A 13789-nucleotide genomic window follows, 5' to 3' on the forward strand; every position below is an offset into this window, starting at 1 on the left:
TAGCGATTCCTTGTGAATCGCACTTTCTGCATTCAAGGCAAATATGAAAATTCTCATTTTAGGCATTGGAAATATTCTTTTTGGTGATGAGGGCATTGGGGTGCATTTGTCCAATTTGTTGAAAGTCAATTACACTTTTAGCGGGGAACATTGCGTAGATATTGTAGATGGCGGGACAATGGCACAGCATCTAATCCCTCTTATCACGCAATACGATTTCGTGTTGATTATAGATTCTATTGACGCAAAAGAAGCAAAAGTTGGCGATGTCTATTTTTTTGATTTCAATGCGATCCCAAATGTGATTACTTGGGCGGGGAGCGCACACGAAGTAGAAATGCTGCAAACCTTACGAATGATTGAAATGTTAGGCGATTTGCCTCCGACTAAGATTTTAGGCATTAAACCCTTTATCATCGGTGAGAATCCAACCTTTGAATTAACCGCAGAAGTGCAAAAGGGCGCGAAATTAATGGAATCCCAAGCCATTGCCTACTTAGAATCGCTAGGCATTGTAGTCTCCAAAAAAGCCCACCAAGACTTGCAAGACATTGCGCGACTTTCTTATAAAGGATATTAATGGAATCTCTCATTGCGGGATTTATTTTTACGCAAATTGCGGACTTTTATCACGATAAGAGTGTTAAAAACTTCCTTGTCAAGTCTCTTTATCAGGCACTACAGGATTCCAAATTGCAAGGGCAATGTGTGGAGCAGACTTGCGATTGCGATTCCATTTGCTTAGAAGTTGCAGGCGATAAGCAAAGTATTTTAACCTTTAGCGAAAGTCTAGCGCAGTATATTCCCCTCTCTTTGCAATGGGCGTTTAAGGAAATGGTGTTGCTAGATTCCTTTAGCACAGAGCGTTTATTGCGCGGGGAGGATTTGCCAAATAGTGGATTCCTCACACCTTTAGAGACACAAAAGATTAGTCAAAACGATACGCAAAGCTTTTGTGATTTATGGGGAAAGTTTGTAGATTTTGCGCCTACTAAAATTACTTTGCTTGACAACAATGAGAAAATCACGATTTCCAATGCTTCCGAGCTTAGAGAATCCCTCCAAAAATGTGCGCAATGGCTCAAAAGCGGCGAGAGGATTTTTATCAAAAGCTTTTTGGGTAAATGGGAGTTAGCCCTTTTAGATGAAAAGGCAAAAACCACACTACCCGCTTGCGAGGAGCTGTGCTTTATGCCCTTTTGCTTGGATAATGCAAAAATGCTTTTTAGGGCGGAAAATGAGGATTTACAAGCCTTAGCAACTTTGGAAAAACCTTTCCTCACCCTTAGCCCTAAAAGCGTGTTTGCGGAGTTTTTTACAGGCAATTTTGTGAAAGTTATCTTGCCTTATGACCCTTATTTGTTGCTGCTTAGTAAGTTTTTGGATTCCTTTAGCGGCTTGTATTTGCTACCTTTGACAGAAAAACGCAACAATGGAATCTGTGTATTTGTGGAATCGCAAATGCCAAAACTCACCATTAGTGTGGCAAAAAATGGCTTGGTTTTGCCCCATACTTTCGCGCCAAATACAACCAACGCGAATCTAAAAAGTGTGCAAACAAGCATTCAAACCAATGCGCTAGAGCGCGTCAATGCGCTTTATCTAGGAAGAAATGCCACGCGATTTTTACTCTATTTTAACACGCATTTCAAAGAAGCCTTAGATTTTCGCTTTGAATCCAATCTTTATCACTTCATTACCGCTTTGGAATCACAAAATCAAACCACGCAAAGTTTGCTTAAAAACTTCACAGAACACAATGCGGAGTTAATCCAAACCTTAAAATCACTACCCAAAGATTCTAAAATATCCGATAATTTATTGGATTTAATCGGTATGGCGGGGGTTTTACTCAATCTTGGTAGTGCGGATTGTTTAAGGGATTCTGCTTACACCCTATTGCAAAATGCCGCAATCTTTATAGGGCAAAAAGGACCGCGTATTGACTTTAGGCTAGAGCGCGACAAAGAGGGGAAAATTTATCTTGACACTTTGCAAACCTTGCGTTCCGTGATGAGCTTCAAACTTGCAGGAGTTGAAACCGCTTTGCTTTGCTTTGGAATCCTAGATTCTCTAGCGGAATTTTTCGCGAATTTAAGCCGCGATATGGAGGAAAACTACCAAACACAAGGGATTGTAATCTGTGGAGAAATATTTTTAAACAAGCAATTTTTGAATCAATTTTTGCACTATCTCCCGCAAAACTCTGCAGTCTTTGCGTGTGAAGTTATGGAGTTTGTGTAATCTCATTTCTTTGCAATGGATACACTACTTAAATAAAGTGCTTCCTAATCGCACACAATTACTGCCACAAGCAATGGCTAACTCAAAATCCCCGCTCATTCCCATACTAAGCACTTCTGCGCCTTTATTTTGTAAGGATTCAAAGATTTTCTGTGTGGTTTCAAAGCTTTTTTGAATCTCTATTTGATTGTCTGTATGTGCGCCGATACTCATTAAGCCACAGAGTTTGAGATTCGGGCAAGATTCTTGAATCCTAAGATACATATCAAACGCAATTTCTGGCATAAATCCGCTTTTACTCTCCTCTTTTGCGCTATTAATTTGCAACAAAGTTTGGAGAGTTTTATTTTCTTTTTGCAAACGCTTTTGTAACTGCTCTGCAAGTTCTAAGGAATGCAGACTTTGGAGCATAAAGGGATTTAAACTCAAAAGCGCATTGATTTTATTGTTTTGCAAAGAACCGATAAAATGCCATTCTAGCGGGAGGGATTCTAAAAGTTGTGATTTTTCTTTCAAATCCTGCACCTTATTCTCTCCAAAAGCCCTTTGCCCACACGCATAAAGTGCAGCAATTTCCTCTTTGGTAGAATATTTGCTAACCGCTATTATACGCACGATTCTATGTCTATCTACTGCGATTCTTGCTTTTTCAATCCTCTCAATCGCCTCCATTAAGTTTTGATTCAATCTTGCTTGCATTTCTTTTCCTTAAAATGGCATTGTCCCATTGATGAGTCGCAAAATATCATTATACAATCCAAGCCCCATAAGTCCCAATAATACAATCCAACCCGCCATACTTAAACGATAAAAAGTATTTTCTGTTGGAATTCTTTTTGTTAGCATTTCATAAAGTGTAAAAAGAATATGCCCACCATCTAGCGCAGGGATTGGAAGCAAATTCAAGATTCCAAGATTCACAGAAATCAAAGCAGTGAAAGCAAAAAGCGTAACGATTCCAAGCTCTGTCGCCTTTTTTGTGATACTCACAATAGAAACCACGCCCCCCACTTCACTAAGAGGCACAACACCGGAGAACATTTTTTCAATACTCTGCAAGATGAGCTTACTAGATTCTAAAGTTTGACGCATCGCGTAGGGAATAGAATCCACAAGGGAGTAAGAAACGAGCCTCACTTCTCCGCTAGAAACAATCCCAATCAAAGGACGCGAAATATTCTCACCGAAAATATTTTTAGATTCTCCATATTTAGGCGTTAAAGTCGTCTCATATTCTTGAGAGTTGCGCAAAAACACTATCTCTATTGCGCCACTAGATTTTGCGATTGCCCCGCTTAAATCCTCCCAAGTGCGCGTTTTTATCCCATTGACACTAAGAATCTCATCGCCACTTTTTAATCCTGCAAGACTTGCTGGCATATTTGCTTCTACTTTACCCACCACAGGTGCTAATTCGTTTTTGCCCATTAAACCAATGGCAATAAAAAGCAAAAAGGCTAAAAGCAAATTAAACAACGAACCCGCAGCTAGAATCACGAGCCTTTTCCAATGCGCGATTCCATAGAGGCTATCACTTGTTGTATCGCGCAGTTTAGGGTCAAAGTCGCTTTGTCCTTTGAGCTGCACAAATCCTCCCAAAGGAATGGGGCGCAAGGAATATTCTGTCTCTCCGATTTGTTTTTTTAAAATGCGTGTTTTACCAAAACCAACGCTAAAAGCCTCCACGCGCACACCAAAAAGCTTTGCAGCTAGAAAATGCCCTAACTCGTGAAAAAAAACCAAAAAAGATAAAACTAAAATAGAACCAATAATTCCCATTTAACGCGCCTTTGCATACATTCTAACATAATCAAATCCGGAATAAAGCGTTAAAGCCACCGCAAGCCACAAAGTCGCATTCGCAAAAGAATAATCCATAAACAAAAATGCAATGGCAGTGATTTGTAAGCCTGTTTTGTATTTTCCAAGATTGGAGGCGGCAACTTTAATGCCTTTACTTGCGGCAACCACACGCAATCCGGTAATGAAAAATTCTCGGCTTAGAATCAAAAATACCGCCCAAACATCTGCCCGATTCCAAACCAAAAGCCCAATTAATGCCGCTAACATCAACAGCTTATCGGCTAAGGGGTCAAAAATCTCCCCAAACACACTAGAGACATTAAAAGTTCTTGCAATAAAGCCATCAAAAAAATCGGTAATACTTGCAACACAAAATACCAAACAAGCAAAATAGTTAATCCAAGTTGGGTGAATGGGCGGTGGTAGAATCCACGCACCATACAAAATTAACGCTAAAAGCAAAAATGACAGCACAATACGCAGTGTTGTTAAGATATTCGGTAGAGATTCCAATTTTAGCATTTTTACCCACTTACTTAAAGCTAGTTCCCCCGTCAATCACGATGGTCTGTCCTGTAAGCCACGCACTAGAATTACTATCGCATAGAAATAAACAAGCCCCTGCAATATCGCTAGGTTGTCCCATACGATTCAAAGGGCTTTGCTCTACGACTTTTTCTTTTATTTCAGCAAAATCTGGAAACGCCTTGAGCGCATCGGTTTCAATCGGTCCGCCACTCACAGCATTGACGCGGATATTAAGCTCTCCAAGCTCCATTGCAGCATATTTTACCATTGTTTCTACCGCGTTTTTAGAGTTTCCGTGTCCTGCATAATTTGGCATATAGACAAGATTCCCTGTGGAGCTTAAAGAAATAATGCTTCCACCACCAACTTTTTGCATTCTCTTTGCCGCTTCTTGCGCACCCACAACAAAGGCAAGCACGGTAGCGGTGTAAATATTATTTAACCCCTTAGGCTTGAGGCGCATAAAGGGCGCAAACCCACCTACAACGCTTTTGCCATAAATGATTGCATTGCTAATGAAAAAATCCACGCGTTCAAAATCCTTATCAATCTCCACAAACAAATCCTTATAGGTTTCTGGTTGCAAGACATCTAGCGGATAAGCCTTTGCTTTGATTCCATATTGCGATTCCACATCGGCAATAATTTTGTTTGCCTCTTCTGCATTTTTATTGTAAGTAAAAGCAATATTGACGCCATTTTGCGCGAAACGATAAAGAATCGCTTTGCCGATTCCACGCGTTGCGCCACTGATAACCAAAGTCTTTCCCTTAAAATTTTCGCTCATTTTACTACCTCATATTGACTTAAAATTTTTTCAAGATATTCCATATTTTGTGTGCTTGGTGCCACTAATGGCAAACGATATTCTAATGTTTTTAAAAGCCCACTTAAATACATTGCTGCTTTAATAGGAATCGGATTGCTTTCTATAAATAACGCCTTGTTAATGGCATAAAGCTCATTGTTTAGCTCCCTTGCGCGTTCATAATTATGCGATTCCAAAAGAGAATGTGTCAATTCTGAAATTTTATCTGGCAAAAGATTGGAGGTAACAGAAATCACGCCCACGCCACCGCAGCTTAAGATAGGATAATTGATTGCATCTTCTCCGCTTACAATGCTTAAAGTTTTGGCATTCATATTTAAATCAATGACTTTTTCAATGCTTCCACTTGCTTCTTTCACGCCATAAATATTTGGAATCTCGTTAAAAAGCCTTAGAATCGTTTTGGTTTCAAGATTCACCCCTGTGCGTCCGGGCACATTATAGAGCATTAATGGAATCTCAACCGCACCTGCTACGGCTTTGTAATGTTGAAATAATCCCTCTTGGGTTGGTTTGTTATAATAAGGCGTAACGCACAAAATCGCGTCCGCACCGCAACTTTGGGCAAATTTAGCAAGCTCAATCGCTTCTTGCGTGGAATTGCTCCCCGCCCCCGCTAAAACCTTGACATTATTTCCCTCTTTTTGACTTGCTTTGCATATACTCACCGCAACTTCAATACATTCCTTATGTTCTTGATGACTAAGTGTCGCGCTCTCACCTGTCGTCCCTACCGGCACAATGGTATCTATACCATAGCGGATTTGCCTTTGAATGAGAGATTCATAACTCTCTAAATCCAATGCGCCATTTTTAAAAGGCGTGATTAACGCAGTCATCGCCCCTTGCACTTGATTTTCTACTTGCATTTTTGTCCTTACTTTGTTAGAGTTAGAATCGTTGCATTTTGGGAGACAAAGTATTTTTGCGCTACTGCAACAATATCCTCTAAACTTAGATTCTCAAAATCTTGCTCAAAATTTAATAATGATTTTAAATCGTTACGCACAAGGTAGCTTCCAAACAGATTCGCCACACCGCTACTAGATTCCAACTCATACAAGAAATTAGCGCGTAGATTCGTTTTTGCTTTTTCTAATTCTGCCACTTTGAGCTTACCTTGTTTGATTTTTTCAATCTCTGCTAAAATCGCTTTTTCTAGCTTTTCCAAACTCACACCGGTGTTTGCTAATCCCATTAAAATAAACAATCCATCGTCCATTAAGTCCATATTGTAGGCATAGACTTCGGTTGCAAGTCGTTTTTTATCTACAATCTCACTCACAAGCGGACTGCTTTTGCCACCGCTTAGAATCTCACTTAATGCGCTAAGCGCAATTTGGTCTTTATGGTTAAAGGGTGGGATTCTAAAGGCAAGAGTTAGAATCTCCACTTCACTTTGCTTATGCACTTTTGTCCTGCGCTCACCCTCTTGTTTTGGCTCTTTGGTGTGCAATTTAGCGGGAATCTCACGGGCATTTTGAATCTTGTCAAAATGTTTTTTTACTTCCTTTAGTGCGGTTTTTTCATCTATATCCCCCGCAATCACAATGACAGCATTTTGTGGCTGATAATAAAGGCTATGGAAAGCACGAATATCCTCTATACTCCAATTTTTAATATCGTCCATAAAGCCAATGGGTGTCCAATGGTAAGGGTGGTAAATAAAAGCCGTATTAAAAAGCCTAAAATACAAATAACCCATAGGGTTGTTATCGGTGCGCCATAATCTCTCCTCTGCAACCACATTGCGTTCGGGTTGAAACTCCTCGTCTTTTAGGCTTAAATTTTGCATTAATTCTGCGAATAATTCTAGGGATTTATTGAGATTTTGTGTGCTAGATTTAATATAATAATGCGTGTAATCAAAGCTAGTAGCAGCATTTGTCGCCCCACCAAAACCCTTGACAATTTTATCAAACTCACCTGCTTTTAGGTTTTTTGTGGATTTGAAATTTAAATGCTCTAGCATATGTGCGATTCCGCTTTTTCCCATTACCTCGTTGCGACTACCTACCTTGTAAAAAATATCGGTTGTGATGACATTGCTTTGATTTTTCATTGGAATGACAACCACTTCTAAGCCATTTTTAAGTGTTGTTTGATAATGCTTTGGAAGCACTGATTTTACAGGACTATTCCCTGCCATTAAAACTCCTAATAAAAATAAATTGATACAAAAAATCTTACAAATCATTGCTGTAAATTTCATAAATCTACACCCACTGCTTCGCTGATATGATTGAATCCATCGCGCTCCAAGATTTGCTTTAGTTCCCTATTGATTGAGCGCACAATGCTTGGTCCCTCAAAAATCATTCCGCTAAAGACTTGCACAAGATTTGCACCCAAACGAATCCTTGCATAAGCTTCTTGTGCGTCTGCGATTCCACCTACACTTATCAATGTGGCTTTTTGACTCTTGTTTTTAAGCATCAGTGCAATTTGTTTGAGCATTTCGCGACTTTTTGGGGCTAAAACTTTACCACTGATTCCACCTTTTTCTTGCGGTTGCATCACAAGACTATAATCCAATGTTGTGTTGGTTGCTATGATTCCTTTTGCCCCATTATCAAGTGCTGCTTCCACCAAACTCAATGCGGAATCTATTTCTAAATCTGGTGAAATCTTTAAGTAAATGGGCTTCTCATAAACTTTACAAAGCTCCCCCAAAAGCTCTTGCACAAAAATAGAATTTTGTAAATCCCGCAAATTTGGCGTATTGGGCGAGGAGATATTAATGCTTAAATAATCGCTTGTTTGTGTAAAATTACGCGCTAAACTCAAATAATCTTTTATCGCCTCTTCTTGTGGTGTTATTTTGTTTTTACCAATATTAACACCTAGCGGAATCGCAAAAGGAAAAAGTTTCTTTAATCGTGCATTGACCGCACTAACTCCTTCATTATTGAATCCCATAGCATTCTGGATAGATTCCTCTTGTATGTGTCGCCAAAGACGTGGTTTATCGTTACCGCTTTGGGCTAAAGGCGTAACCGCTCCAAGCTCTAAATGCGAGAATCCTAGCGCACAAAGAGATTCTACCATTGTCGCATTTTTATCAAAACCCGCTGCCAATCCTACGGGATTATAAAATTGCATACCATCAATTTCTTGACTTAAAATGGAATCTTTAATGCAATTTTTGCAGGACAAAAAAGGTAAAAGCATAGGAATCTTAGGAGCGACTTTAGCCATAAATTCTACAATACTATGTGCAGTTTCCGGATTCATTTTAAACACAAAAGGGCGTATAGCTTGGTAATTCAGCATTTATCTACCTCATTTTAAAAAATTCTGAAATTGTAATATTTTTTTGTTAAAGTTGTGATAAAGTTTAAAAATTTATCCATTCTTCTTACATATCCTCTTCGTTAAGCATTTTACGAGACTCTTCACGCACACAATCCATACCAATATAAAATTCTTTCATCATAGAAAGAAAAAGGTATTTCCCTTGTTGTGTTGGATAATACGATGCGCCCTTTTTAACAATATTGCCGCTCAAACGCAAAAAAGCAATTTCTTTTAGCAAATCTTTCTCCAAATCTGCACCATACAATGCTTTAAATCTCTCCTTACTCGCCTCCCCGCCAAAAAGTTCTACCATTAAACGATATTGCAACTGCGATTTTTTAGAATATTTACGCTCTCTTTCTACTCCCATTTGCCCATTTTGGATTTTTTGTGCATAGGTTTTTAGGGAAAAGGTATTAACATACAATGTACCATCTAAAAAACTGAACGAACCAGAACCAATCCCGACATATTCGTCATTATTAACTACATATTCATCAAAAATTTCGCTTCCCTTGTGCGAAAATGCCCAGCTAGATAAAGGAATAAAATCCGAAGAAAGAGTGTCCAAAATCTGCGCATAAAGTCGTGCTTCATTTTGCAAATCCACCTCTCCAATAGAACGTTTTAAAATACTTTTTACAGAGGGAGAAGACATTAGCGGATAAGTTGTGAGTTGGTTTGGTTGTAATGTTTTAATCAACTCCAAGTCTCTTGCTAACATTTCTTGTGTTTGATTAGGAAAATTAAATATTAAATCCACATTTAAAATTGGCAAGATTCCAATCGCAGATTCTAGTTTCTTATAAATCTCCTCTCCGCTACCAAATTTCTCATATCGCCCTATTTTACGCAAGATTCCATCATTAAAAGTTTGCACACCCACGGAAAGCCTATCAATCCTCTCTTTAAATTGCTCTAAAGTCTCCCTTTGCAGATGATTAGGATCAGACTCGCAAGAGACTTCTTGAATATCAAAAAGTGCTTTAGCTAAATCAAGCGTTTTGCATAATTCATCGGGCAAAATAGAAGTTGTCCCACCTCCCACATAAACCGCACTAAAATCATATCCTAGGTCTTTTACCATTTGCATTTCTCTACGCAAATTCAGAAAATAAGTGCGTGCTTTTTCTTCTTGAAACAAAAAACGATTAAAGGAACAATAAGTGCAGAGTGTTGCACAAAATGGTATATGGATATAAAGCAAATAATTTTTATTTTTAACTTTTTGGGGGTTGGGCAAAGGAAGTTTAATCCGCTCGCTTTTTTTTAAATGTAGATAATGTTGCGTTGCATAACGCATAATGTGATTTACTAGCTTCGTAGAAAGATTTTGCTGTATCATTATTAATTTGCGCTCTTTTATTTAAAATTCAAAAACAAAAGTGGTGATTATAAAAAATAATTTGTAAATAAAAAATAAATTCAAAGAATAAAATTTGATTTAAAGAAAAGTTTTGCCTAAAGCACAAAAGTGCTTTAAACTTATGCCATAATGTCTAGTTTATTCACACTTGGCTGTGGAGCTTGTGTAGATTCTACTGGAGCTTGAGTTTGCAAATTTGCTTGCGTATTTTGCATTCCATTAATAAGAGAACCCATTAGTGCCTCTTCACTTTCCATTGCCTTTTTTAAGACATTCAAATTTCCGCTTGCAACGACTGCGCCACTATCAATTCCTGATAACATTTACAGACTCCTTTCTGTTTATTTTGCAATCTCTTCTATTAAAAAGACTGCAAATTATATATCGGCAATATTTATGATTTTATGAAGTATAAAAACTTTATTTTTCGTTTTTATTAATTTAATTCTGCTAAAATTATAACTTCAATTTTTACAAAAAGGCGAATGTATGCAAAAAATTTTGAAATATTTAGGGATTTTTATCGTTGTATTACTCCTTATCGTTGGCGGTATTTTGGCTTGGTTGTTTTCAAGTAGTGGAAATGAATTTTTAAAGAACAAAATTACACAGATAGCCAACGAACAAGCTCCTATCGGATTAGAATTTACACATTTCAAACTAGGATTCAATGCGTATGCTTTTAGTATCACAGATGCAAACAAATCTCAAATTGCACTCAATGGAGATTATTCGCTTTTTACACTCAATACCAATGCGAAAATTTATGCAGTTATCAAAGATTTAAGCCCTTATGAACAGCTTATTGGAATGAAATTAAACGGAGGAATCAATTTAGAAGGTGATATTGCAAAAAAATCCAATAATTTAGAAATAAAAGCGGATATTAACGCCTTTAATAGCACAATCCATACTGATGTAACATTAGACAACTATCGCCCAAAACGTTTATTTATCACAAGCAAAGAAGGTATTAAAGTAGAGTCTTTACTTGCATTTTTAAATCAACCAAAATATGTAAGTGGAAAAGTTCTCTTAAATGCAGATATGGATATTTCTAATTTAAGTGCGCCAAGCGGTGGATTCCAGATTGCCTCCAATGCTCTTTCTCCAAATACCGCACTCTTAAACAAGTCTTATGGCATTCTTTTGCCCAATGATGCTATTAAACTTGCTATCAACGGCAAAGCACAGAAAGAACATATCATCACAACTCTGCTTACTTCTTCTAGTTACTTGCAATTAAACTCGGATAATTTGCAATTAAATCTTAAAGACTATGCAACCAATGGGGATATTTTAATGAATCTCTCAAAAATTAGCTTCAATGGAATTGCGCTGAAATCTCCTATAACAGCAAATATCAATCTAAAGTCTAGCAAAATTACCAACCAAGAGGCAACTCTTGCTTTAAATCTTTTCAAAAATCCTATTTTAGCACATATCAATCTACCAAACTACACGCCACAAAATCTAACCCTTAGCGCACAAGACTTAAGCTTAAAAGAGATTTTAGATTTTGTTGCAAGTTATACCAACACCGCACCTTACAATGCAAGCGGTGTAGTTAGCTTAAACGCCAAAGTAGATAAAATCAACCTCAACACTCTTAACTACCAACTAGACGCTAACCTTAACAGCCAAATTGCAAGTTTAAGTTTAGAGGGTATGCAAATTGCGCAAAACAATACTTTAAATGCTCAAATCAATGGGGATTCCAAAAACCTTAAAGCACAAGTGCAAAGTGATTTGTTTGATTCCAAACTTTTAGCAAATGCAGTTTTAAATAACTACGCCCCTGCAAATATAGAAATCAATGCGAATCATTTGAATTTACAAAAACTCGCCAAACTACTAAATTACGATATACAGGGACAATTAGACGCAAAAGCGAATCTTAAAAATTTCAAAGATTCTAGCTTTGATGGCAATTTCAGTATAGATTCTAAACAAATCACACTTTCTAAAGCCACACTCAATGCTTTAAGCGGAATGAAGTTTAAACACGATATTTCTTTAGCACTTAATGGCAATGGTAGTTTGAAAAATGGCAATGGAGAAGCCCAAATCAAAGCCAATGGTGAAAATTTAAATCTTGAAATCCACAATGCTAAAATCAATTTGCCCAAAAATGCTTATAGTGCAGATTTTACTTTTAACACTCCAGATATTGCGAAGATTAACCCGTTGGATACAACCTTAAAAGGTGCGCTTTCCCTTAGAGGAAATGCGGGATTTGCCAATGGAATCCCTAGCTTTAATTTAGAAAACAAGGATTTCGGTCATTTCAATGTTAAACTTGGGGAAGGAAAATTTATTCTGGAAGGTTCAAACTTAGATGTGAAAAAAATCGCTCTTTTCACGGGCAATGAAAAAATGGTTAAAGGTGGTATAATCAATGCCAATGCAAATTTAACAATTCAAGGCAATGATTCCAAGACTATCTTAAAGAATCTTAATGGAATTGCGGAGTTAAATAGCAAAAATTTAGAAATTTATAGTTTAGATATTGACGCGCTTGCAAGTAATTTTGAAAAAACTAACAACATTAGCCTATTAGATGTGGGAGCATTTGTGCTTGCCGGTCCTTTGGGAGTAGCCGCAACAAAAGGCACAAATGTCGGTATGTTAGGACTTAATGCAGTTGTAGAATCTAAAAGCATTATTAAAGAGCTAGAAGCAAAATTTAATATAAAAAATGGAATCGCAACTGCAGAAGATGTAGCCTTTGCCACAGGAAAAACTAGATTAGCAGCCATTGGCGCAATCAATTTAAACAACAATGCTTTTCAAAATTTTACCATTGGTTTATTGGACGATAAAGATTGCGCAAAATATTCTCAAAAAATTAAAGGCACATTAGATAGTCCTAAAATTGAAGTAACACAAACAACAATCTCTACCGCAGTTAATCTCGCTACCTCACTCTTTGGACAGCTGAAAAAAGGTGCGCAAAATGTCGCGAAACCCGTAATAGGAGACACAGATAAATGTGAGCCATTTTACAGAGGAAGCGTCCGACATCCAAAATAATGATGAAAAATTCCGCACTTTATCGCCTCATCTTAACACAACCGCACAAAATAGAGACAAAGCTCCTAATATGCGGGATTGTGTTATTAGCAATTTATGGCATTGTTGTCTTTGTCTGTCTATTACTCCAAAATGGTATAGGCGATAAACTTCTAAGCATAGGATTAAGTTCGTTAATTTTTGGACGAGCCGCTGGAATCTCCTTAGCATTGGCATTAGGATTCAATACTTTTTGGGCTACAATCTTAAACATCTATATAGAAAACACAATGGTGATTATTCTCTACCCACTTTTTGTATGGAGCATTGAGGGGATTAGCACTTTTAAAAAAACAGAAAAATTCTTTAACTCCATTTATGAAGTTGCACAAAAATATGAAAAGCCCATTCAAAAATATGGAATCGTGGGCTTATTTATGTTTGTGTGGTTGCCTTTTTGGATGACAGGACCTATTGTAGGTGCGGCTATCGGGTATTTTATGCGCTTGAATCTCTTTTTGAATCTTGCAGTAGTCTTAAGCGGGACAAATATCGCAATTCTTTGCTGGGCATACCTACTTGAACATTTGGATTCCAAGCTCAAACACTTCGGACAAAATACAATGTGGGTATTGCTTGGAATCTTTATAAGCATTGCTATATTGGGAACTCTATTAATGAAGTTTAAAAATTTAAAGAAAAAGGAATAA

General features: G+C 37.5%; 13 protein-coding genes. 4 read left to right on the plus strand and 9 right to left on the minus strand.

The features are described 5' to 3' along the window. Window positions 1-43: 43 nt before the first annotated feature. Window positions 44-580: a HyaD/HybD family hydrogenase maturation endopeptidase gene (locus BS85_RS0107610; protein WP_026944264.1), complete on the plus strand. Its 537-nt coding sequence runs from the start codon at window positions 44-46 to the stop codon at window positions 578-580. Beyond that, entirely contained in the window at window positions 580-2244 is a 1665-nt protein-coding gene (locus BS85_RS0107615; protein ID WP_156938088.1) for a glycosyltransferase family protein, read from the plus strand. Before BS85_RS0107610 ends, BS85_RS0107615 begins: the two co-directional genes overlap by 1 nt. Before the next feature lie 24 nt (window positions 2245-2268). On the opposite strand, the gene BS85_RS0107620 is transcribed toward BS85_RS0107615, so the two are convergent. The 9 genes from BS85_RS0107620 to BS85_RS0107660 form a co-directional block, all read right to left on the minus strand. Continuing rightward, entirely contained in the window at window positions 2269-2943 is a 675-nt protein-coding gene (locus BS85_RS0107620; protein ID WP_026944266.1) for a YggS family pyridoxal phosphate-dependent enzyme, read from the minus strand. 9 nt (window positions 2944-2952) lie between these two features. Continuing rightward, complete coding sequence (rseP, locus tag BS85_RS0107625) at window positions 2953-4023, minus strand: RIP metalloprotease RseP (protein WP_026944267.1); 1071 nt, start codon at window positions 4021-4023, stop codon at window positions 2953-2955. Further along, window positions 4024-4569: a CDP-diacylglycerol--glycerol-3-phosphate 3-phosphatidyltransferase gene (pgsA, locus tag BS85_RS0107630; protein ID WP_034551450.1), complete on the minus strand. Its 546-nt coding sequence runs from the start codon at window positions 4567-4569 to the stop codon at window positions 4024-4026. A 10-nt stretch (window positions 4570-4579) separates the two neighbouring features. After that, a complete protein-coding gene (locus BS85_RS0107635; RefSeq protein ID WP_026944269.1) occupies window positions 4580-5362 on the minus strand; it encodes an enoyl-ACP reductase in 783 nt (260 codons plus the stop codon). Continuing rightward, window positions 5359-6273 (minus strand): 4-hydroxy-tetrahydrodipicolinate synthase, encoded by a 915-nt coding sequence (gene dapA / locus BS85_RS0107640; RefSeq protein ID WP_026944270.1) that lies wholly within the window; start codon window positions 6271-6273, stop codon window positions 5359-5361. Before dapA ends, BS85_RS0107635 begins: the two co-directional genes overlap by 4 nt. 8 nt (window positions 6274-6281) lie before the next feature. Further along, window positions 6282-7553 (minus strand): M16 family metallopeptidase, encoded by a 1272-nt coding sequence (locus BS85_RS0107645; protein ID WP_026944271.1) that lies wholly within the window; start codon window positions 7551-7553, stop codon window positions 6282-6284. Between the two features lie 59 nt (window positions 7554-7612). After that, window positions 7613-8677, minus strand: coding sequence for a dihydroorotate dehydrogenase (quinone) (pyrD, locus tag BS85_RS0107650; RefSeq protein WP_026944272.1), 1065 nt, complete (start codon window positions 8675-8677; stop codon window positions 7613-7615). Between the two features lie 85 nt (window positions 8678-8762). Further along, window positions 8763-10046: a coproporphyrinogen III oxidase family protein gene (locus tag BS85_RS0107655; protein WP_026944273.1), complete on the minus strand. Its 1284-nt coding sequence runs from the start codon at window positions 10044-10046 to the stop codon at window positions 8763-8765. A 140-nt stretch (window positions 10047-10186) separates the two neighbouring features. Further along, window positions 10187-10390, minus strand: a complete 204-nt coding sequence (locus BS85_RS0107660) for a hypothetical protein (RefSeq protein ID WP_026944274.1) — start codon at window positions 10388-10390, stop codon at window positions 10187-10189. A gap of 166 nt (window positions 10391-10556) precedes the next feature. Here BS85_RS0107660 and BS85_RS0107665 point away from each other — a divergent pair, with 166 nt between their 5' ends. Further along, complete coding sequence (locus BS85_RS0107665; protein ID WP_026944275.1) at window positions 10557-13100, plus strand: AsmA family protein; 2544 nt, start codon at window positions 10557-10559, stop codon at window positions 13098-13100. Next, window positions 13100-13789 (plus strand): small multi-drug export protein, encoded by a 690-nt coding sequence (locus tag BS85_RS0107670; RefSeq protein WP_026944276.1) that lies wholly within the window; start codon window positions 13100-13102, stop codon window positions 13787-13789. The genes BS85_RS0107665 and BS85_RS0107670 overlap by 1 nt, the downstream gene beginning before the upstream one ends.

The sequence above is a fragment of the Helicobacter rodentium ATCC 700285 genome (assembly GCF_000687535.1).
Taxonomy (GTDB): Bacteria; Campylobacterota; Campylobacteria; order Campylobacterales; family Helicobacteraceae; genus Helicobacter_D; species Helicobacter_D rodentium.

What these genes read in the sequence shown, in the direction of transcription:
- BS85_RS0107615 (WP_156938088.1), top strand. Translation starts at nt 580, where the DNA reads ATGGAATCTCTCATTGCGGGATTTATTTTTACGCAAATTGCGGACTTT.
- BS85_RS0107655 (WP_026944273.1), bottom strand. Translation starts at nt 10,046, where the DNA reads ATGATACAGCAAAATCTTTCTACGAAGCTAGTAAATCACATTATGCGT.
- BS85_RS0107645 (WP_026944271.1), bottom strand. Translation starts at nt 7,553, where the DNA reads ATGGCAGGGAATAGTCCTGTAAAATCAGTGCTTCCAAAGCATTATCAA.
- BS85_RS0107620 (WP_026944266.1), bottom strand. Translation starts at nt 2,943, where the DNA reads ATGCAAGCAAGATTGAATCAAAACTTAATGGAGGCGATTGAGAGGATT.
- BS85_RS0107665 (WP_026944275.1), top strand. Translation starts at nt 10,557, where the DNA reads ATGCAAAAAATTTTGAAATATTTAGGGATTTTTATCGTTGTATTACTC.
- BS85_RS0107635 (WP_026944269.1), bottom strand. Translation starts at nt 5,362, where the DNA reads ATGAGCGAAAATTTTAAGGGAAAGACTTTGGTTATCAGTGGCGCAACG.
- pgsA (WP_034551450.1), bottom strand. Translation starts at nt 4,569, where the DNA reads ATGCTAAAATTGGAATCTCTACCGAATATCTTAACAACACTGCGTATT.
- BS85_RS0107670 (WP_026944276.1), top strand. Translation starts at nt 13,100, where the DNA reads ATGATGAAAAATTCCGCACTTTATCGCCTCATCTTAACACAACCGCAC.
- BS85_RS0107610 (WP_026944264.1), top strand. Translation starts at nt 44, where the DNA reads ATGAAAATTCTCATTTTAGGCATTGGAAATATTCTTTTTGGTGATGAG.
- rseP (WP_026944267.1), bottom strand. Translation starts at nt 4,023, where the DNA reads ATGGGAATTATTGGTTCTATTTTAGTTTTATCTTTTTTGGTTTTTTTT.
- pyrD (WP_026944272.1), bottom strand. Translation starts at nt 8,677, where the DNA reads ATGCTGAATTACCAAGCTATACGCCCTTTTGTGTTTAAAATGAATCCG.
- BS85_RS0107660 (WP_026944274.1), bottom strand. Translation starts at nt 10,390, where the DNA reads ATGTTATCAGGAATTGATAGTGGCGCAGTCGTTGCAAGCGGAAATTTG.
- dapA (WP_026944270.1), bottom strand. Translation starts at nt 6,273, where the DNA reads ATGCAAGTAGAAAATCAAGTGCAAGGGGCGATGACTGCGTTAATCACG.